This is a genomic window from Isosphaeraceae bacterium EP7 (assembly GCA_038400315.1).
GTDB lineage: Bacteria > Planctomycetota > Planctomycetia > Isosphaerales > Isosphaeraceae > EP7.
Window position 1 is genome coordinate 1 of sequence record CP151671.1, and the last position, 20,439, is coordinate 20,439.

General features: G+C 68.9%; 12 protein-coding genes. 3 read left to right on the forward strand and 9 right to left on the reverse strand.

The annotated features are described in order from the left end of the window. On the forward strand, positions 1–810 hold the full coding sequence (locus EP7_RS28495; protein ID WP_463528659.1) for a ParA family protein: 810 nt from the start codon (positions 1–3) through the stop codon (positions 808–810). After that, entirely contained in the window at positions 746–1,075 is a 330-nt protein-coding gene (locus tag EP7_RS28500; RefSeq protein WP_463528660.1) for a hypothetical protein, read from the forward strand. The genes EP7_RS28495 and EP7_RS28500 overlap by 65 nt, the downstream gene beginning before the upstream one ends. A gap of 7 nt (positions 1,076–1,082) precedes the next feature. On the opposite strand, the gene EP7_RS28505 is transcribed toward EP7_RS28500, so the two are convergent. Then, positions 1,083–1,334, reverse strand: a complete 252-nt coding sequence (locus EP7_RS28505) for a hypothetical protein (protein WP_463528661.1) — start codon at positions 1,332–1,334, stop codon at positions 1,083–1,085. A 32-nt stretch (positions 1,335–1,366) separates the two neighbouring features. Continuing rightward, the gene (locus tag EP7_RS28510) at positions 1,367–1,756 is read right to left on the reverse strand and encodes a hypothetical protein (protein ID WP_463528662.1); all 390 of its coding nucleotides are present in this window, start codon (positions 1,754–1,756) and stop codon (positions 1,367–1,369) included. A 268-nt stretch (positions 1,757–2,024) separates the two neighbouring features. On the opposite strand from EP7_RS28510, the gene EP7_RS28515 reads away from it, so the two are divergent. After that, entirely contained in the window at positions 2,025–2,336 is a 312-nt protein-coding gene (locus tag EP7_RS28515) for a hypothetical protein (protein WP_463528663.1), read from the forward strand. A gap of 396 nt (positions 2,337–2,732) precedes the next feature. Here EP7_RS28515 and EP7_RS28520 read toward each other — a convergent pair whose 3' ends face one another. From EP7_RS28520 to EP7_RS28550, 7 genes are all read right to left on the reverse strand, one after another. Then, positions 2,733–3,257 (reverse strand): transposase, encoded by a 525-nt coding sequence (locus EP7_RS28520; RefSeq protein ID WP_463528664.1) that lies wholly within the window; start codon positions 3,255–3,257, stop codon positions 2,733–2,735. A 20-nt stretch (positions 3,258–3,277) separates the two neighbouring features. After that, complete coding sequence (locus tag EP7_RS28525; RefSeq protein WP_463528665.1) at positions 3,278–3,757, reverse strand: winged helix-turn-helix domain-containing protein; 480 nt, start codon at positions 3,755–3,757, stop codon at positions 3,278–3,280. Positions 3,758–4,214: 457 nt separating this feature from the next. Beyond that, complete coding sequence (locus tag EP7_RS28530) at positions 4,215–4,652, reverse strand: hypothetical protein (protein ID WP_463528666.1); 438 nt, start codon at positions 4,650–4,652, stop codon at positions 4,215–4,217. Positions 4,653–5,633: 981 nt separating this feature from the next. After that, positions 5,634–6,476 (reverse strand): IS5 family transposase, encoded by an 843-nt coding sequence (locus tag EP7_RS28535; RefSeq protein ID WP_463528667.1) that lies wholly within the window; start codon positions 6,474–6,476, stop codon positions 5,634–5,636. A gap of 215 nt (positions 6,477–6,691) precedes the next feature. After that, entirely contained in the window at positions 6,692–15,865 is a 9,174-nt protein-coding gene (locus tag EP7_RS28540; RefSeq protein ID WP_463528668.1) for a discoidin domain-containing protein, read from the reverse strand. 181 nt (positions 15,866–16,046) lie between these two features. Then, on the reverse strand, positions 16,047–17,390 hold the full coding sequence (locus EP7_RS28545; protein WP_463528669.1) for a DUF6171 family protein: 1,344 nt from the start codon (positions 17,388–17,390) through the stop codon (positions 16,047–16,049). Between the two features lie 48 nt (positions 17,391–17,438). Further along, the gene (locus tag EP7_RS28550) at positions 17,439–19,940 is read right to left on the reverse strand and encodes a glycosyltransferase (RefSeq protein ID WP_463528646.1); all 2,502 of its coding nucleotides are present in this window, start codon (positions 19,938–19,940) and stop codon (positions 17,439–17,441) included. Between the last annotated feature and the right edge of the window lie 499 nt (positions 19,941–20,439).

Consider the following 20,439-nt stretch of genomic DNA (forward strand, 5'->3'; position numbering starts at 1 on the left):
ATGCGAACGATCGGATTCATCTCGGCCAAGGGGGGCGTGGCGAAGACCACGACCGTGATCAACGTCGCGGCCGGGCTGGCCAGGCTGGGCCATCGGGTGCTCGTCCTGGACACCGACCCGCAGGGCAATGCCTCGCACGTCCTGCTCGGCGGCGAGAAGCCCCGTCGGCCGACGATCTCCGAGGTCCTCTCCGGGGATTGCGACGCGGCCGACGCCATCGTCCCGACCCGACTCGACGGCGTCGACGTCATCCCATCCGACGCCGGGCTGGCGGACGTCACCGCGGCGCTGACCAACGAGGTCGGCCGCGAGCGACGACTGCGGTTGGCGATGGACGGGCAGGGGGGCTACGACTACGCGCTGGTGGACTGCGCCCCGACCCGCTCGATCGTCACGACGAATGTCCTGAACTTCGTCGGCGAGGTGATCGTCCCCATCACGCCCGGCCTGTTCGGCGTCCTCGGCCTGGGCCAGGTCCAGGAAGACGTCGGCCTCGTCGCACGCTATCTGGAGAACAAGGGCCTGCGGATCGGCGGCATCCTCCTGACCCAGGTCGAGAAGAACAACGTCCACGCCGACGTCGAGCGGCAGCTCCGCGAGATGTTCGGCCCGCTGGTCTTCGCCGCCAAGATCCCCCGGTCAATCAAGATCGAGGAAGCCCACGCCCGGCACGAGCCGGTCCTCACTTACGCGCCCCGGACCATCGGGGCGGTCGCCTACGAAGCCCTCACTCAGGAGATCCGCGATGGCCGACAAGCGAACCGGGATGCAGCTGCCGGCCGGGATCTTGCAGCCGACGACGCCGCGTGAGGCCGGGCCGGCCGAGGAGGAGCAGGGGACCGAGGCCCCGCAGCCCGAGGCCCAGGCCTCCGAGGCGCGGACCCCGGCCGTCCGCCGCCGCAAGGTCAAGGCCGGGGCCGCCGAGAAGGTCGAGGGCCGCCGGCTCTACCTGTCGGAGGACGTCCACTTCCGGCTCCGCATGCTGGCCTACCAGCGCGGGCGGAAGATCAGCGAGGTCGCCCAGGAGGTCCTCGACAAGGCCCTGCCCAGGTACGACGTCAACCGCGTCGGCTAGCCGATGCTCACGACCGCCGGCCCAGCTGCCGGCCCAGCATCCCCGCCAGCGTCCTGGGGGGACCCAGGAGCGATCGTGCGGGTCGCGCGGGCTTTCCGGCGTCTGAAGCGGGCGGGGGCCCCAGGCGGGCGGCCATGGCCTTCTCGGCGATCCTGCGGAGGGGGTCCGACTCCGGCCGGTCGAGCCAGCCCAGGGTGGCATAGTCGAGGGGCCCGCGGTCTCCGGCCTTCTCGGCCGGCCCCGGGCTGTTCAAGCCCACGGGGGCCGTTTTTCTTTCTCTCTCTTCTGACTTTAATTCGGGTGCAACGGGTAGCACGGTGGCGGGTGCAACGGGCCGCGGGGGGGGGGGCAATCCGCGTCAGGTGAACGCCACGTCAGGTAGATCAGGCGCCCGCTGCGTGAGCCCGGGGCGTCGGGGCAGGCCACCCTGCGGATCCAGCCGGATCGCTCCAGGCGGTCGAGGCTGTACTGGATGGTGCGCTCCTCGCACCGTCCGTGGGTGCAGAGCGCGCGGTTGGACATCGACGCCCAGTGCTTGCTTCTGGCGTAGCGGAGGATGCCGGCGATCGTCATCAGGTCGCGCGGCTTGAGCCGTGCGTCGTCCTGGAGTCGGTTGGGGACCGCGGAGAAATGCTCTTTGACACCGGTCGCGGTGCGCGTAGAATCGACTTGGCTCGTCATGGGGTGCTTTCCCTGCGAGTTACCGCCCAAAGCGACCCGGCAAGGTCGCGCGGGCAAATCATGTGTAAGGCCCCTGGCCAGCGTGGGGACGCTGGCCAGGGGCCTTACCTTTTTACCGCGCCGGTAGGTGCGGATCAATTGAGATCAGCCGGCGATGAAGGCCACGAAGGCCACGCGGGTCGCAGCGACTAGGAAGCGGAAGCCGTCCCACGTCTTTTGGGGCCGCCGATCAGGTCGTCGAGTGGCCCAGGCCCGGGACGCGACCCGGATGGATGACCGCCGTGTCCTTCGAGGCACGGCCCGCATCGCTGGCCGTGCGCACAAGGTCTTCGCCGCAGTCAAGCACGGCAACGCCGCGCGATTGTCCTATGCGGAATTCTGCGCGCATGCCCCGCACATCGGCTCCGGCTACATCTCCGCCGACATCGAGTTCAATCCGACTCAGGGTCGGGAGGACCTACCGGAATGGACGATGTCCTACGTCCCCGGACCCAGGGCGAGGTCGGAGCACCGCTCCGGAGATCGGCGTGCAGTCGCTCCCTCGCCCGAACCCGCGGTCGACGGCCTGGTCGTGGAATAAGGACTTCCCCGAGGCCCACATCCGCGGTCAGATCGACGCCCTCCTGCGTCTCCAGGCCGAGCGTCCCGGCAAGGACAAGGACGCCGGGGCCTACCTGGCGAACGCGATTCCATCCGACTGCGCGAGGCCCGCCACGCGACCCACAGGGGCCCCAGGCGCGTCCCTCACGTCCGCCGTGAGAAGAACCCCGTCCGATCGTCCACGGGGGTATGCTTCGGTCGTGGGACCGGCCGCGAGTGCATTTATGTTGATTTTTTATATATGAAAACCATAATGTCCATTTTTCCCTCCCCCTGGTCGATTCCGGCGCCGCCGGGACGGGCGAAGGCGCAGCCTCGGCATTCTTCCTTCACGTCTACGACTCGCTGATTTCGGGCGGCTCCTGGCTATTGCCCCTCAGGTTGGTTGGATCCTATCCAGCAAGGGGATTTTGGCTCCGGCATAGAAGCCCCTCAGGCGATCGGGCTGGCGGCGGACCGACCCGAGATGTTCGGTGACCACGCCATCCAGGTGGTCCGCGTCGCGTGGGGCGAAGTTGGCCATCTCGCCATACTTCAGGTAGCTCCATAGCCACTCGACCGGGTTGAGGTCCGGTGCGTACGGCGGCAGTCGCTCCAGCGTCAGCCGCTCGAAGTCGCGGAGCACGGCCCGGATCGGCTCCCCCTTGTGCATGTTGCCGTTGTCCCAGATCACGACGACCTTGCCCCGCAGGTGACGCATCAGCTTGCGGAGGAACTCGGCCACCGCGGCGCTGTCGAAGTGGCCCTTGGGGCGAGTCGCGAAGTACAGGCCGAGCCGCCGCCGGTGAGGTGCCAGCGACAGGGCCGCGATGGCCGAGACCTTCTCGCGATAGGCGGCCCGCTGCTTGATCACCGGCGTCCTACCGCGCGGGGCCTGGGTGCGGCGGACCGTAGGGGCCATTAGGAAGCCGCTCTCGTCGATCAGGACGAGGTGGGCCCCATCCCCCTCGACCTTTTTTTGATGCGCGGCAGGTCCTCGGCGACCCAGCGGTCGATCTCGGCTTGGTCGCGCTCGCGCGGCACCCGGCGCGGCTTCTGCGGGGTGATGCCCCGGGCGGTCAGCCACTCGTTGAGGTAGCGAGGGTGGTACTTCACCGCGAAGGTCTTCTCCATGAGCTGGGCGATGCGTGGGGCGGTCCACAACTCGGTGGCCGGCTTGCCCAGCCAGCCCAGGGCGATCTGGCCCTGCTCGGGAGTGAGCCTGGGCGCTTGCCCCGGTGCGGTCGATGCGGCCAGCCCGGCTTCGCCCTCGGCGCGATGGGCGGCGATCCACCTGCGGACCGAGCGGACGTTGACGCCGAGGAAGCGGGCGACTTCAGTCTGAGCGTAGCCGTCGTTGACGCGGACGACGGCCAGGCGCCGGCGGTTTTCAAGCTCTTGGGCGGATCGAGTGGTCGCCATGGGCCGGGAGCTTAACCGAATCCGAACCAGACAGAAAGGGCTCAACCAGCCTGAGGATCAATAAAGGGCACAATCCTGGAAGAATGTCGCAGCATCGGGGTCACCGATGAGCACATCCACATTATTGCTGAAGCGTCTATGAACGGCAGTTCGGGCGGAGGCTGAAGGGGATCGCCTTCCTCGGATATTCGACGACGGAAAACGCGAGGGAGACCCCGGCGCGATTCCCGGCCGAAGCAGGAGACTCGACAAGGCCGATGTGACGTCGCTTCCAAGGGCAATCCCTCTTCTTCCGATCGGCCTCGAGCAAACCAGACCCCTTTCGATAGCCCCCTCTATGCTCCGACGCGACCTGATCCGCGCCTGGATGGCGACCCCCCTGGCCGTCTGCCTCTCCCCCCCGGATCTCGAGGGACTTCGGCGGCTCGGCGACCGAGAGGGTCAACGCGGCGGCGGCCTACCCGTCCATCGAAGCCTCTGGTTCTCCATCCGCGCGGACGCCGCTGCTGCGTTTTTCTAGTATCTGATCGCCGTTGGCGTCGAACCCAATAGAGACGCATTCCTGACCCTTGCTGTCGAAGAACACCATAGCTGGGTGGCCTGACATTGACATTCCGCCGCTGATCCGCTGGCGGCCGGATCGGTCGAAGAACGCGGCGTAGGGCTCGCCATTCGCATTGAGGCTGACATCTAAGCTGTTTTTGCCATCCGAGCCACGCAGGAGTATTGCAGGAAGTCCGTTTGAATCAACACCTATGTAGATCATATTGATTTGATCTTTGTTAAAGAAACTGATGGCGGGGTTTCCGTCCTCTATGAATGCCGCGATACGATCGACACCATGCTCATCCAGAAGCACGATCTCGGGACGGCCATCGCGTTCCGTGCTCAACATCAGGCGGACCCTCCCGCTACGATCCCGAAGAACTATTGTATTTCGCGACTTCCATCGAGCGACCAAATTCAGCACCGACACAAGCAAGAGGACCGCGGTGATTGCGACGATTGCTAGGAAGGCCGATTCGAGTCGGTTAAGACGATGGGCCAGCTGAATGATCACGGTATCGTTCATCTTGACTCCTGAGGAATGAGATAGGCGACTTCATTCCGAGTTAAAAATCTTATGTAGGTATTGTACTAATATAAGGAAAATTTCTTAGTTGCTAAACAGATCGAGAAAATGAGGGCCTCCCGGCACGATGGCGTTGCTTGACTACCCATTCGCGCACAGTAGGACTACTTATGCATCATCATATTGATATCATCTTCGCGCAGGTCCGGCAAGATTTCGATCGACGTCTCGACCCCCTGTCCAGCTAGGCCTTGCGGCACGATGCGTACCACCTCTGGCGGCGATCTATCCTCGACCCTGCCGCGATCTTCCCCCGAATCTTAATTCAGGTCCTCCATGGTAACATATTCTGAACCACGTGCACGCCTCGCCGGAGGCACGTTCACCGGCACAGCCTACTGCATGGCGCGAACTTTATTGCCCTAGGCCGCCCTCTTTGTCGAATTTCTGACGTCCTTGACCCGCCCGATTGGTTTGATGCCCGCAGTTTCGAGTGCCAAATACGGACTCAGCGAAAGCTGTTCAGTCAGGCACAGTGAAAACCGCTCTTTTCGAGCCTGGTAAAAGATGCTCAGAAGTGTTTACCTCAGTTGTCACTCCGGCGCTCGGTAGGCTCAATCCGGTTTTCTGTTGCATTGCTTTTAACACCCCCCCGCTGGCCCAGGCGATCCTGGCGGGGGTCAGGACGCTGGTTGTCAGGCCGCCCCCCAAAAATTGGGCGGTGAGTCGGAGCGGATCGCCCTCAGAGTGCCCGAGGCGCGATGTCTGCTGGTGGGGCTGCTTTGACGTCACGTGTCTTACAGGCTATCCGGTAACTAAACGGCGGTTTTTCGGGTAATTGAACGGGTTTACTTTTTTTGGATTCGGACATAACCGCGCCAGCATGCCCTGGATTGAGCATAACCTGATCATCGCCTCGCTCGACTCCGGCCGCCACTCGTAGTCGCGGCTGTTGCGGCGATAGCGACCCAGCCACGCGAACGTCCGCTCCACCACCCAGCGTTTCGGCAACTTGGCGAACCCCACCGAACCGGCCGGGCGTTTGACCACCTCGACCCCATAGCCGACCTTCGACCGCCTCAGCCAACCCTCCAGCGAAGTGTTGCGATATTTGCCGTCGCCCCGCACGGCCTCCAGCCGCGACTGGTGCTCGGGCGTCAGCCGGCTCAGCACCCGGGGCGCCACCGTCCCGTCGTCGGCCGACGCCGCCGTCACCAGCACGACGAGCAGCAACCCCAGGCTGTCCACGATGATGTGACGCTTGCGGCCCGAGAGTTTCTTGCCGCCGTCGTAGCCGCGGGCGCCGCCGACCTCGCTCCCCTTGACCGTCTGGCTGTCGATCGACGCGGTCCGCGGGGACGGGTCGCGACCTGCGGCCACCCGCACGTCGCGGCGAACCAGGTCCATGATCCTCTGCAATGTGCCGTCGTCTCGCCACCGCTTGAAGTGGTCGTAGACGGTGCTCTTGGGCAGCAGGTCGTGCGGCAGCATGTCCCACTGGCAGCCCGAGCGGGTCACGTAGAAGATCGCGTTCAGGACCTCGCGCATGTCGACCTGCCGCGGCCGCCCCACCCGGTGGACGCGGATGAGCGGCTCGATGATGGCCCACTGATCGTCGGTGAGGTCGGATGGGTAGGGCTTACGCATCGGGGCATCCTCATCGGCTTCAGGGATGACAGGAACTCCCGGATGAGCAACAGTTTACGGGGAAATCAGGTTGCCGGATAGCCTCTTAGGTCGAGGAGGTCCTTGGTTGGTGCCAGTGAAGGAGGGCCAATCCGGCGTACGCGCGACGATCCCATTACAGGACGCGCGGGGCCGAGAATGCGTGGGCTTCGAGCTTATAGCATCGCATCCAATAATCACCACATATTCCAAAACCAATCAAACCAGCCTGGTGGGGGCTTAGGACCTGTTGGTCTGTAAACTATCCCAGTAGGTATTGGCGGAGGGCCATCTGCCCAAGTCGGTGGTGGCGGTGACGGATTGCCAGGTGGGAAGGGAGTAAGCGGTTGAGATTCGACGGGCGTCCTGACTGGCTTCGGAGTGAGATCAGGACCCGCCGGTTTTGTTCTTCTTGATATATCTCGAATGCAGCTATTAAGCTGTTGGGTAGCCGGCTTGAGTTGTGTCCCCGCATGTCCTGTCGTAACTGTCGGCCTGAGAGCGCCTACTGCACCACCGAAAGCTCCACCAACAGCCATAGAACAGATCGTCCGCCTCGGAGAGTAACCATCCTGGCCGCCACCAAGATAGTTTAAACCTTGACCAGTAAGATCCGCTACTCCACCCCCTACGATACCTGCTCCAATGGACCCTCCAGTACCGCCTCCGAAAAATCCAAATGCACCACCGGTCCCAGATACACCACCGGCAGCGAGTCCGCCAGTAAGTCCGGCGGCGCCTCCGATCAAGCCGCCTTTGATCGCTCCTCCTCCGATTGCCCATCCGTCTCCACCATTCCACAATGCCATGCCCCCCCCAATAAGTCCTCCTCCAACCGCTCCTATCGCGCCAGTGATCAAGAAGGGATATTGCCCGAATGGATCGGAGTAATTCGACGGGTTGTTTCCTATGTATCGGCTGAGATTGGCGTCTCCGCCCATGAATGATATTGAATCATCACTAATGAATGATCCCGATGATGGATCATAGTATCGGGTCCGGTAGTAGTAGAGCCCTGTGGCCGCATCGAGCTCCCTGCCTGTGAACTTCCACCGGTCGCGCAGGCCAATCGCCCCCGTCTCGGACAGGACTTCGCCGTACACCTTGTAGTCGATGTGATTGACGATCGCCCCGGCGTTGCTGGCGATATCCCTCACCGTGCCCAGGCGGTCCTGGAGGTACCAGCCGACGGTGCCGGCGACCTCGCGGGCGAGGATCTCGTCCACGGCGTCGGCCTGGAGGTAGCGGGCCGCCGGAGTCCCGGAGCCGTTGACGAAGTCGAGGATCGCCGCGGATCCGTCGTAGAGGGTGGCGGTGGTCGTCCCCCCGGACGTGGCGACGATCCGCCGGTCCATGGCGTCGTAGGTGTAGGTCGCGGTCGTCGTGACCCCTGCCACCTTGATGGTCGCGGAGGTGAGGCGGTTGCGCTGGTCCCAGAAGTAGAGGGTCTGGTTGTTGGCGTCGAGCGTCTTCGAGGTGAGGTTCCCCTCGAGATCATACCCGTAGGTGTAGGTGCCGTCGGAGGAGGTGCGGTTGCCCGTGCCGGTGGCGTAGCTGCCGGTGTTGCGGTTGCCGTTGGAGTCGAAACCGAAGGACTCGCCGGCGAACGACCCGTTGGAATGCGTCACGGTCGTCAGCTGGTCGTCGTTGGTGTAGGCGTAGCCGACGGTGTCGCTTGCGGTGCCGCCGGAGGTGGTCCAGACGCGGGCCTCGGAGGTGAGGCGGTCGGCGGCGTCGAGGGTGTAGACGTACGAGGAGCGGACGGTGCCGGCGGCGGTCTGGTGGGTGAGGGTCGTGAGCCGGTCGTCGGCGTCGTAGGCATACTTGGAGACGAAGACCGCGGTCGAGCCGGTGGCGTCGCTGTAGCGGGTCAGGGTGGTGCGACGGTCGGCGGCGTCGTATGCGATCGCGACCGACTTCGATGCGACGCCGGTGCCCGACTGGGCGATCGTCGTGAGGCGGTCGCGGGCGTCGTAGGCGTAGCTGGTCAGCCCCCCCTTGGTGTCGGCGACGCTGGTGCGGTTGTTGGCGTCGTCGTAGCCGTAGGTCAGGGTCACCTGCGGCAGGCCGGATGTCCCCGCGTCGTCGACGGTCCTGAGCAAGTTGTTGTCGTAGTAGGTGTAGGCGTACTTGCTCGAGGCGTCCTGGATCAGCGTCAGGCGGCCGGCGAAGTCGTAGGTCTGGGTGATGAGGTTGGTCGCCGTCCCGCCGCCGACGGGGAGCCATTTCTCGGCGGTGAGCCGGTCGTCGTCGTCGTAGCCGTACTGGGTGATGCGGCCGATGCGGTCGGTGCGGTTGGTAAGGTTGCCGACGGCGTCGTACTGGTAGGCGGTGACCTTGCCCAGCGGGTCGACCTCGGCGGCGACGCGGCCGGCGGCGTCGTAGGACCAGGCCGTGACGTTGCCGACCGGGTCGACGAGGCTCGTCAGCCGGCCGGCGAGGTCGTATGTATAGGCGGTGGTGCCGCCGCCGGCGGGGGCCTGAACGGAGACTCGGTTGCGGCGGGCGTCGTAGCCGTAGGTGGTCCGGTGGTTGAGCGGGTCGGCCGCCCAGGCGAGGTCCCCGGCGGCGGTGTAGCCGTAGGAGGTGACGTGCCCCATCGGGTCGGTGACCGTGGTCAGCCGGTCGAGGTTGTCGTAGGCGTAGGCGGTCGTCCGGCCCGCCAGGGCGAGGGTGAGCGTGGTGAGGTTGCCGTTGTTGTCGTAGCGGTAGGAGGCCGTGGTCGTCGCGCCGGGCGCGCCCGGACTGTCGACCTGCGCCAGCCGGCCGCGGGCGTCGTAGGTCTGGGTCGTCTTGTTGCCGCGCGGGTCGGTCGCGGTGACGATCGAGAAATACTGGGTGATGCCGTCGTCGATCCGCGAATAGTAGGAGTACGTCGCGGTGTGGCTGAGGGCATCCTTGACCGAGGTCAGGCGGTTGATGACGTCGTACCCGTAGGTCGTCCTGTGCTCCAGCGGGTCGACCGTCGCGATCAGGTTCATCCCGTCCCAGACGTAGGTCGTGTGCCGCACGCTCCCCTGGTTGACCGGGTCGGTGGCCGAGACGAGCCGGTCGCGGGCGTCGTAGGAGTAGGTCGTGACGCGGCCCAGCGCGTCGGTCATCGTCCCCAGGTTGCCGGCGGGGTCGTAGGCGAAGGCGCTCCTCGCGGCAGTCCCCCGCAGCCTGGCCTGGGCGGGGTCGACCGCCGAGGCCGGCCGGTTCATCGCGTCGTAGCGAACGTAGGACGTGTTGCCCAGCGGGTCGGTCGCCGCGGCGACGTTGCCCGCCGCGTCGTAGGCGAAGGAGTAGGCGGTCGAGGCGACGCTGGCCGGCGCGGTTGCCACGCGGAGGTCGAGGTCGGCCAGCTGGGTGTAGCTCGGGTCGCCGTTGTTGGTGGGGACATAGAGCCGGTAGTTCTTGTACGAGCCCGGGGTGGCGACCGTGTAGGAGGTGGCGTGCAGGCCGGCGGCGTCGGCCTGGTTGATCCGGGTGTCCAGGGTGGACCAGACCAGGCCGTCGTTGGACCCCTGCAGCTGCCAGCTCTTGGGCGCCCGGCCGGGGTAGGTGGGGGTGTCGAATCCGCTGGTGAAGCGGTACTCGGTGACGGTGTAGGCGGCCCCGCCGGCGAACTGGAGCCTGACCCAGGGGGTGGTGTCGGCCAGCCAGGTGGTGTTCGTGTCCTGGTCGAAGGCGGTGGCGGCCCCCTGAGTGGGGCTAGGGGTCGAGCTGGCCGTCATCGTGCCGACGAAGGCGACGCCGGTCGTCGCCCCGGAGACGACGGCCAGCAGCTGCACGTCGGCCAGCTGGGTGTAGGTCGGGTCGCCGTTGTTGGCCGTGACGTTCAGGCGGTAGAAGCGGTACACGCCGGGGGAGGCGACCGTGTAGGTCGTCGTGGTCGAGTTGGCGGTGACGGCGGCGTTGGTGCGCGAGTCGAGCGTGGCCCAGCTGACGCCGTCGACGGAGCCCTGCAGCTGCCAGTCCTTCGGGGCCCGCCCCTGGTAGGTGAACGTGTCGGAGCCGCTGGTCAGCTGGTACTGGGTGACGGCGTAGGCCTCGCCGTTGCCGAACTGGTACTGCAGCCAGGGTGTGGTGCCCGAAAGCCAGGTGGTGCCCGTCGTCTGGTCGAAGGCGACGCCGGCCCCCTGGGTCGCGGACGGCGTCGAGCTGGCCGAGGCCCAGCCCAGCGCCGAGACGCTGCGTGTCGAGGCCTGGGGGGCCCGCAGGTCGACCCCGCCCAGCTGGGTGGCCGTGGCGTCGCCGTTGTTGGCCGTGACGTCCAGGCGATAGTACCTGTACGACCCGGGGGTGGTGACGGCGTACGAGAGGGTGGTCCCCGAGCCCGTGTTGAGCGCCGCGGCCTGGCCGGTGCGGGTGTCGACCGTCGTCCAGGTCGTGCCGTCGGCGGAGCCCTTCAGGGCCCAGTCCTTGGGGGTCCTGCCCGGGTAGGTCGCCGCGTCGGCCGCGGCGGTCACCGAGTAGGTCGTGACCCTCTGGGCCGCGTTGCCGGCCAGCTGGATCTGCACCCAGGCGGCCGCCGCGGTCGAGGCCCAGGCCGTGGCCGGGTCGGCATCGAAGGCGGCGTCGGGCCCCTTGCCGGCGGCGGCCGTGCTGGCCGAGGGGGTGCCCGCCGGCGGCAGGGCAGCGATCGTGCGGCCGTAGGCGTCGTAGCGGTAGCGGGTCACGATGCCGGCGCGGTCGGTGTCGGTGAGGACCTGGCCGGCGGCGTTGTAGGTCCAGTCCTGATGGAGCAGGTCGGGGTCGGTCCTCCTCAGGACGTTGCCGCGGGCGTCGAGGGTGTAGGTGGTGGTGCGGCCGAGGAAGTCGGTGACCGAGGTCGGGATGTTCAGCGTCGGGTGGTATGCGATGGTCATCGTCGCCGGCGTGAGGCCGAACGCGGGCGGTGCGGGGCCGATGAACAGGTCCTCGACGTCGAGGGGCTGCGTGATCGAGGTGACGTTGCCCCGCTTGTCGTAGGTGTAGGTCGTGACCTGACGCATCTCGTCGGTCACCGACGAGGGGAAGCCCCGATTGTTGTAGGTGATGACCGTGGTCCGCCCCAGGGCGTCGGTGCTGCCGGCCGGGTGGCTCATCCAGGTGAAGGGGGTCGTCATCGCGTGGCCATTGGGGTCGGTCACGACGCCGGCGAAGCCCGTGGAGAGGCTGCTCGCGGGGTTGCCGGTGCCCGTGACGAGCCCCTCACTCAGCGCGGGAGTCACCGAGGTCGTCGCGCCGCCGCCGGGAAGCGACTCTGAGGTCGCCTGGTTGAAGGCGTTGTAGGTGACCGTGGCCACCTGCCCGCGCGGCGTGACCTCGCCGGTCATCAGGTGGTCCGACGGCGTCGCGTAGCTGTAGGTGCTCGTCGCCCCGTCGGGGTCGACGACCCGGGTGAGGTTGTTGGAGGAGTCCAGGGTGATCGTCGTGGTCCGACCGGCGGGGTCGAGGACCGACTTGAGCCGCCCGGTGACGGCGTCGTAGGCCAGCGTCGTCCTCAGGCCGACCGGGTCGACGGCCGACAGCAGCGATCCGGCCCCCGGCTGGCCCGCCGGGACGTAGTTGTACGTCGTCGCGTTGAGATTGCGGTCAGTTTCGGAGACCTCGCGGCCCGCCGTGTCGTACTGGATCACCGTGCCGTCGGGGTAGGTGCGGGTCCAGGTGCCGCCGACATTCTTGACCAGGGTCGAGGGCTCGCTGGCGTGGCCGCGGTAGCCCGAGGCCGCGGCGGTGCCGGCGAACGGCGCGACGGCGAGCATGCCGACGTCGGTGACCGCCGTCGAGACGCGGATCTTCCGCATCGGCATGAACTGGTCGGACTCCAGGTCGGGCACGAGCATCCGGATGTAGCCGGTGCCGTCGGTCAGGGCGATGCCCGGCCTGCCCGATCCGTCGAAGTCGGCCGCCACGATGTTGCCGACGGCCGTCGGGTTCGTCGCGTTGTCCAGCGGGTACATCGTGCTGAAGCCGAAGGTCCCCGAGGTGCTCAGCGACACCAGCTCGAGGTAGCCGATCTTGAAGAATCCCGGGCCGTCGCCGTTGGTCGGGACGGCGACGTGCAGCCCCTTCGCCGAGCCGTAGAAGTTGCCGGCGACCAGGCCGACCGTCCCGTCGTAGGGATGGCCGCTGAGCACGTAGTTCGAGACGTAGGAGAACGCCCCGGACCCCCCGTTCGAGTAGACCGACAGGTTGCCGTAGGGGAACACCGCCGCGAGCACGGTCGCCGGGCTGGAAGACTCGACGACCAGGTCCTGGTCGCCGTCGCCGTTGTAGTCGACCGCGGCCACGCCGATGGCCGAGAAGCCCGAGTTGAGCGTCAGTGCGGTGGCCGTGCCCATCGCCCCGGAGCCCGAGGCGAGCATCACGTCGAGCTTGCCGTCGTCGGTGGTGAAGGCGACGTCGGCCTTGCCGTCGGCGTTGAAGTCGGCGGCGACGGCCGATCCGGGCCGATTGCCCGAGAAGCTCGAACCCAGGCGGGTGCCCGAGTAGGAGCCGTTGCCCGCGGCGTTGCTTGTCGCGGTCGGGAAGGTCCCGTTGCCGGCCCCGGTGTAGACCCGCACGACGTACCCGGTGCCGGTCGTCGGCGCCAGGATGACCGCCAGGTCGACCGTGCCGGCGGGGTGGCCGGTGTAGACGCCGCCGAAGTTGCCGGCGACGACCGCCTTGGCGTAATACCCGGCCGGCAGCGTGTAGCTGGTGCCGGCCGTGAAGCCCCCCAGGCCGTTGTTGAGCTGGATCGCCAGGGCCGTGCCGCCGAGGATCGCCTGGTCGGGCTTGCCGTCGCCGTCGAAGTCGGCCGACGCGGTGCCGAAGACGCCCCCGCCGGAGGCCACCGGGGTGAAGGTGTCGAACCGGCCGTCGCCGTCGGCGTTCCTGAGCACCTGGGTGGACGAGCCCGAGGAGGCCAGTGCCAGGTCCTGGACCTTGACCTGGCCGGCGTTGTAGACGGGGCTGAACCGCGAGGGGACGAGGTGGCCGTCGGTGATCAGGGCCGGGCCGCCGGCGACGGGCTCGTGAACCCGCTGCAGGCCGCCGACGCTCCAGCCGGACCCGACGGGCTCGGCCGAGCGGTCGACGACGTCGACCTTGCCGCTGGCCTGCGTCGTCAGCGAGGCCACCGCGAAGCCCGTGCCCGAGGTCGGGCCGTAGTCCTGCGTGGCCGCGATCGTGTAGTCGTACAGGCCCGTCGCCATCGAGGCCGCGCTGAACTGCATCGGGATGTAATAAGTCTGCCCGCCGACCAGGGGCCCGTCGAACTCGACCGAGGACGTGGCCCCCCCCACGTTGAGGGAGAAGGTGATCTTCTCGAGCGAGCCGCCGCCCATCGGCTGGGTGTAGCGGTACTGGATGACCGGCTTGCGGTTTCCCTGCAGCGAGCTGTATTGCAGGTCGATCCCGCGCGACTGCCCCAGCGACTGGTAGGTGGCCAGCCGGTGGTCCTGGTAGAACTCGCCGGTGACCAGGTTGATGTCTGAGGCCAGCATGGGGCCGGGCATGGGGCCCGGGCCGGACCCGCCGAAGGAGCCGACGGGGCCTGTGGATCCGGGAGGGGCCGACCCTCCGGCGGGCGTCGGGCAGGTGCCGCACGGGCCGGTCGGCCCCATCGGGGGGTTTTTTGGCGTCACGAGGACGCAGGCCTCGAACGTATCGCTCGCGGCGGAGAGGGACAGGGCCCCCGCGCCGGACAGCCTGGCGGGGACGTCCCCTTCCTCCTCCCGGGTCGGGGCGGACCGCGTCGCGGAGAGGGCGAACGGCGTCAGCGACTGCATCGTCCGGCCGTCCTCCGAGACGGCCACCCGCACGGCGACGTCGTGGCCGCCGATCCTGGGGTTGAACATCCGGAGCTCGAACTCCGAGCCGGGCTCGGCCCCCGGCGGGGCCGGCAGCGTCAGGTTGACCAGGTCGTCGGGGTCGAAGCCACTGGTCCTGATCGACAGAATCGACCCGGTCATCCCCTCGGGCATCTGCTGCGCCGTCACGGCCGCCGGCAGCAGCGCCACGGCGAGCGTGGAGGACGGGGACGAGCCGGAGGACTTCGGGTCGGCCACCTCGATGGCGAGGCCCGGGAGGGCCGTGCTGGCGAGCACCAGCGCGCCATCCGCCCCGGCTTGGGTCGCGGCCTCCGGCGATGAATAGTCGAGGTACGGGAGGACCAGCGGCTGCGGGATGACGTTCTCGGTCTTCGCGTAGGCATCGTGGCCGAGCAGCCGGTCGACGGGCTTGAGCAGGCCCAGCCGACCCCGGCTCGAGGCGAGATCGCCGCCGGCACTAAGCAGGGCCGGCCCCTCCGGCACCCCGGCCAGGGAGAATCTCCCCTCCTCGTCCGAGATCGTCGCCAGGTCGCCGATCGTCACCGGCATGCCGGCGAGCGGCCTGCCCGCCTCGTCGACCACGCGGCCGGAGACGACCGTCGAGTCGAGCTCGGACTGGGCCGCCTCGACGGCGACCGTCCGGACCGCCAGGGGTCGGTCGCCCCGCAGGGCCGTGACGGTGAACTTGTAGGTGCCGGCCTGGCCGGGGGCCGGGGCGAACGACAGAACGCCGCTGCCGGTGTCGAAGCGCATGTTCGCCGGCAGCGGCATCGGCGCGATCGAATAGACGTCCGCCCCGCCGTCGAGGCCGCCCGGGGCGACCGCGAGCCTGAGGGCGTCGCCGACCGCGACGGAGAGCCGCAGGTCCTCGGCGACGATCGGGGGGGGATCTGCCGGGTCTGACGCCGCCTGCGTCGCCGCGCCATCGGCCTGGGAAGTGGCGATCGGGGCGGACTCCCTCGCGACCGCGCCGGGGGCCGAGGCGCGGGGTGCGAGGATGAGGCCCGGCCCGGCCAGGCCGCCGGCGACCGTCTCCAGCCTCCGGCCGTCGGCCGAGGCCCGCAGCGTCCCCGCCTCGACCACACCGGTCGCCGGGCTCATCGTCAGCAGCGTCAGCTCGGATCCCGGAGCGACGCCAAGGGTGTTGGGCAGGGTCACCCGCGCCGGCGTGCGGAAGTGGACCGCACCTCGCACCCCGGCGATTCGGACCTGATAGTCCCCGGACCCGGCCCCCGGCAGCACCGTCAGGGCGAGCCGGCCCTGATAGGCCCGCCCCGAAGCGGTGCGCACGTCGCCCTTGCCGACGTGCAGGGCGAAGCCCGGCAGCGCCGGCGTCGTCAGGTCCCACGCACGCCCGGGCCCGACCCAGCGGTAGACGGTCGCCGGCTGCGCCGAAGCGCCCTGCCGCAGGGCCGCGGCGTGGGCGGCGGGCCGGACGGCGGCGAGGTCGCGGCGGGCCTCCGCGCCGAGCCGGATCGACGCGGCCATCGCGGCCAGGGCCTCGCGCGAGGCCTCCCCCCCTCGGAACAGCTGGCGGGATTCCAGGTTCTCGACGCGCAGCCGCATCGGCGGCCGGGGGGTGCGGGCCATCGGGTGGACCTCTGTTAATATCTCGATGATCGAACCGTTACGATCCGAATCGCATGCCATGGCGTCACAGGTCGCCAATCAAGGAGGCCTATCTAAGACGAGCCAGATCGGCGACACAAGGGGGTTGCCGCGAATTCTTGCGGACTCAACATCCCCGCGGTCCCCAGATCCTTGGATCGTGTCACCACCTCCCCGCCGGGCATCGCTCGTGGCCGAGCCTCGCCTTGGCCGCGGTGATGCAGCCGCAGACGCGGCAGCGCAGCCCCGTGTGGTGCTCGCAGCCGGCGCAGGCCGCCAGCCGGGCGTGGTAGACCTCCTGGGGGGCGACCTTGAATCCCGACCCGACGAAGGCCGCCATCGACTTCGCCGCCGAGATCGCCAGCCGCAAGGTCCCCGACGCGGCAGTCCGCGGATTCGTGGGTTGCACAGGTGTTGCGACCGTCGGCCCGAAGTTGGCCAGGTGGTGCGCGTACCAGGCCGCCGCCGGGTCGCCCAGCCGCCGCAGCCGATCGACGGCGGAACCTCCCGCGGCGGCCGCCTCGGCCATGTGTCCCAGGTCGGCCAGGTGGATCGCCGCCAGCCAGAGCAGGTCCGCCTCGTGCTTCAGGTCGCCCAGCCGCGCCGCCAGGGCGATCGGCCGCCCCAGGAGCGTCAGGCCGCCGGCCCGGTCGCCCAGATCGAAGCGGGCCCGGGCCAGCCGGTCCAGGGCCATCTTCTCGCCGTAACCGTCCCCTGCCGCGCGGGCGCGGAGGGCCAGCGGCTCGAGCCTCCGCGCGGCGTCGGCCGGCCTCCCCCGGATGAGGTCAGCGTAGGCCAGGTTGCCCGCGAGGTCGTCGATCAGGGCCGCGTCGCCCATCCCCTCGGCCTCGCCGAGCGCGGATCCCAGGACCTCCGAGGCCCTGGCCGCGTCGCCCGCGTAGACGAGCGTCAGGCCCAGGTCCGAGGCCGCCGCGAGGGCCTTGCGGCGGTCGCCCGATCCGGCGGCCCCGGCGAGGGCCTGCTCGGCGAGCCCGACGGCATCCTCCCGTCGCGGCGGGGTCGGGGCCGCCCCCGCCGGAGGGCGCGACTCCTCGGCCTCCTCGACCAGGAACAGGGACGGGCCGAGGGGGCGGATCCCGGCCGAGCGGGGCCAGAGCGCCGCGAGGCGGGGCCGATCGGCGACGCCCGGCTGGCCTGGGAGCCACGCCAGCCGCAGGCCGCGCGCGAGGGTCCCGAGCGACTCGACCTCGCCCCCGCCGGGCAGGGTCCAGTCCCCCGCCGCCCCGGACCCCGTGAGGGACCGGATCGCGCCCATCAGCCCTCCGCGCTGCCGCTGCTGGGCCCGCCACGACGATGCCGCCACGGACCGGATCCCGCCGGCCCCCTCGGCCGGGGCCCCGGCGGCCGTGGCGATCCGCTCCCAGGCGCGGTACCCCGCTCGATCCTCGCCGCGGACCCAGAGGACCAGGCGGCCGCCGGGCCGGGCCTCGGCGAGGACTCCGTCGTGCACGATGAGCGGGCTGCCGTCGGGGAGCGTCATGGCCATCGCGATCCTCCTCCGCCTGCGTGATCTCGGCCGATCATCTCGCCCCGATCACGGCAGGGCCGGGCCCGACAGGCTGGGGTCACCGGTACGGACCAGGATGGTCCAGCCCGACGGGTTGCCGCGGTATTCGAACACCGCCCACGAGTCGGGGCCGGAGGCGAGGAACGCCCGCACCGCCGCCCCCACCCCGGAGTCCGGGTGGTGCGCGTCGTGCAGCGCGATCGCCCGGCACTTCGACGCGTACAGGTCGAACCACCGCCGGGTCCGGGCCTCGGTGTGCGGGTCGGTGTCCACGTGCAGCAGGTCGATCGAGGCCCACTCCCCCGCCGCGTCGGCACGCAGGTAGGTGAACGACGGGTCGGCGATGCCGTAATTGTCCTCCGGGTCCACCCCCCAGAGCCGCCCGCCGGTGGCGTGCACCCCGGCCAGCAGGGCCCTGGCGCTGGAGCCGGCGCGCCCCCCCAGCTCGACGACGACCCTCGCGTCCAGGGCGCGGACCCAGGCCTCGGCGATCCCGAAGTAGGGGTCGAAGTCCCCCGGCCCGCGCATCGGCACGACCTTGCGGGATGACCCGGCCTGGAGCCAGTCCGCCGCGTCGAGGGCCGGCGGGTCCCAGGCCAGCCGCGCCAGGGCCGCGCGGGCCTCGCCGTCGCCGGGGACCTCCCCCAGGACCTCGCGCCACCGGGTGGCCGCCGCGGCCCGGTCGCCCCGCTCCTCGGCCAGCAGCGCCAGGTTGCGCCGGGTCAGGTGGCCGTAAATGCCCGGGTCCACGCTGGCGAACTCCTCGGGCCGGCGTAGCCGGAGGATCCGCGCCCAATCGGCCTCCGCCTCGGCCGGGGACCCGGCGAACTTATGCAGCACGGCGCGGCGGAACAGCAGCTCGGCGTCGTCGGGCACCGCGTCGAGCCCCTCGGCGCACGCGGCCAGGGCCAGCTCGGGCTCGCCGTTCCGCTGGTGCGCCCGGGCGATCAGCGCGTACAGCTTGCGCGTGATCGAGTCCGATGGCGCCGAGCCGGCCAAGCTTTTTCGGAGCAGACCGATCGACTCGTCCCAATCCTCGCGCTCGACGGCGATTCCGCCCAGGTTGAAGAGGACGAACGGATCGCCGGGCCGCTCGGCCAGCTCGCGCCGCAGGATCCGCTCGTCGCGGTCGAGCTTGCAGGAGCGCAGCCCCGGCTCGGCGTAGCCGACGTGCCGCACCGTCACGTCGGTCCACCGCACCGGGACCCCGGCCCGCCGCAACGACGGCAGGATCTGCTCGTGCACTCGGTAGGTCCAGCGCACGCCCGGCAGTCTCGGGAACAGCCGCACGTGGTCGACGACCGTCTCCCCCCCCTTCTTCGGGTCGGGGTCGCACGAGCACTTGACGACGTAGGCCGCCTCGTCGCCGTGCTTCAGGCCCGAGAGCAGCTTCTTCAACCGGGCGTGCTCGGCCGGCTCGACGCGGTCGTCGGCGTCGAGCCAGAAGGCGTAATCGCCGGTGGCGTGCTCCAGCGCGACGTTGCGCGCCGCGGCGAAGTCGTCGACCCAGGCGAACTCGACAACCCGGGCGCCTGCCGCCTCGGCCAGCTCGCGGGTGCGGTCCCTCGAGCCGGTGTCGACGACGACGACCTCGTCGAAGAGGCCGGCGGCGGAGGCCAGGCACGCCGGCAGATTGTCCTCCTCGTCGCGCACGATCATCGTCAGGCTCACCCGCGGCCGCCGAGGGTCGCCGGCCGGGAGCCCCTCGTCCGACCGCGTCGCCCCCCACGCCCTCAGCGGCACGATCCGCCCCGCGGGGGCCAGGTCGCCCCACTTGGACTCGAACGCCGCGCGATTGGCGCCCAGGAGCCGCCCGGGGTCGATCCCCGCCCCGGCGAACGTCCGTCCGCCGAAATGGTGCACGAACAGGTCGCACGCCACCGCCGGCTCGAATCCCGCGCGTCGGGCCCGCAGGCAGAGGTCATCGTCGTCGAAGAGCCCCAAGCCGAATCGCTCGTCCAGCCCGCCGATCGCGTCGACCACCGCGCGGCGGATCAGCAGGCAGAAGCCCGAGAGCTTCCCGGTCGTCAGCCACGTGCCCCGATGCTCGGCGCGGAACCGGGCGGCGAACTCGTGCATCTCCTCGAGGTCGTCGTAGGGGACGTCCTCGACGAGCTGAGGCGGGCTGGCGTCGTTGGACATCGGCCCGGCCAGCCCGATCGCCGGATCCGCCTTCGCCAGGCCGATGAGCTGGTCGAGCCAGCCGTCGGTGACGACCGCGTCGTTGTTGAGCAGCACGAGGTAGGCCCCGCGAGCCGCGGCGATCCCCTGGTTGCACGCCGCCGGGAAGCCGAGGTTGGCCGCGTTGCGGATCACCGTGACGGGCACGCCCGCCATGTCGACGACCCCCTCGAGGTACTCGGCCGTGCCGTCGTCGGAGCCGTTGTCGACGACGATCAGCTCCCAGGGCCTCCGGGTGTGGCGGGCCAGGGCGGCCAGGCACTGGCGGGTGTAGGCCCGCTGGTTGAAGCAGGGGACGATCACCGAGGCCAGCTCGGACTCGGCGGCGGTGGGGGAGAAAGGAGTCACGGGGGAACCCGGGATAGGATCATGAGCGGGATGGTCCGAGGTGTGCAGCCCAGGTTGGACGACGCGTGGGGCGGATGCAAGCGTCTCGATCGCGAGATCGACGCGTTTTGGCTCCCCCTACACCGCTGCTTCGCTATCGTGGCCTCCCCGGTCCGAGGCGACCAGTCGTCTTCACCTTCGATGAGGTAAGCAGCTTGGAGGTCTGCCTCGCGGGCTATGGGCTCGACGCATTACGTATTATCTAGTCAGTCAATGCTGATTCTAGCCATTCGTTTACTCTTGCCGGGCCCCATCCCGAGTAGGGCCTCTTCAATGTAATCACGTAGATGTTGTCATTGGGGTCGAGGAACTCTCTTGCCTTAGCCACGACGGCCGAGGGTTCCGAATTCGTCGAGATGGCGTACGACGATTCGGACAGCCGCGCCCATGAATGAGACTTGATGAATTCAAGTAACTTCACCCGATCTCCGCCGGAACTCTCTTTGTTTAAATCGTAAGT

Bases quoted from the DNA above. Each gene is read 5' to 3' on its own strand.
- EP7_RS28530 (WP_463528666.1), bottom strand. From the start codon at position 4,652: ATGTTGAGCACGGAACGCGATGGCCGTCCCGAGATCGTGCTTCTGGAT.
- EP7_RS28495 (WP_463528659.1), top strand. From the start codon at position 1: ATGCGAACGATCGGATTCATCTCGGCCAAGGGGGGCGTGGCGAAGACC.
- EP7_RS28545 (WP_463528669.1), bottom strand. From the start codon at position 17,390: ATGGCCATGACGCTCCCCGACGGCAGCCCGCTCATCGTGCACGACGGA.
- EP7_RS28500 (WP_463528660.1), top strand. From the start codon at position 746: ATGGCCGACAAGCGAACCGGGATGCAGCTGCCGGCCGGGATCTTGCAG.
- EP7_RS28535 (WP_463528667.1), bottom strand. From the start codon at position 6,476: ATGCGTAAGCCCTACCCATCCGACCTCACCGACGATCAGTGGGCCATC.
- EP7_RS28510 (WP_463528662.1), bottom strand. From the start codon at position 1,756: ATGACGAGCCAAGTCGATTCTACGCGCACCGCGACCGGTGTCAAAGAG.
- EP7_RS28520 (WP_463528664.1), bottom strand. From the start codon at position 3,257: ATGGCCCCTACGGTCCGCCGCACCCAGGCCCCGCGCGGTAGGACGCCG.
- EP7_RS28540 (WP_463528668.1), bottom strand. From the start codon at position 15,865: ATGGCCCGCACCCCCCGGCCGCCGATGCGGCTGCGCGTCGAGAACCTG.
- EP7_RS28525 (WP_463528665.1), bottom strand. From the start codon at position 3,757: ATGGCGACCACTCGATCCGCCCAAGAGCTTGAAAACCGCCGGCGCCTG.
- EP7_RS28515 (WP_463528663.1), top strand. From the start codon at position 2,025: ATGGATGACCGCCGTGTCCTTCGAGGCACGGCCCGCATCGCTGGCCGT.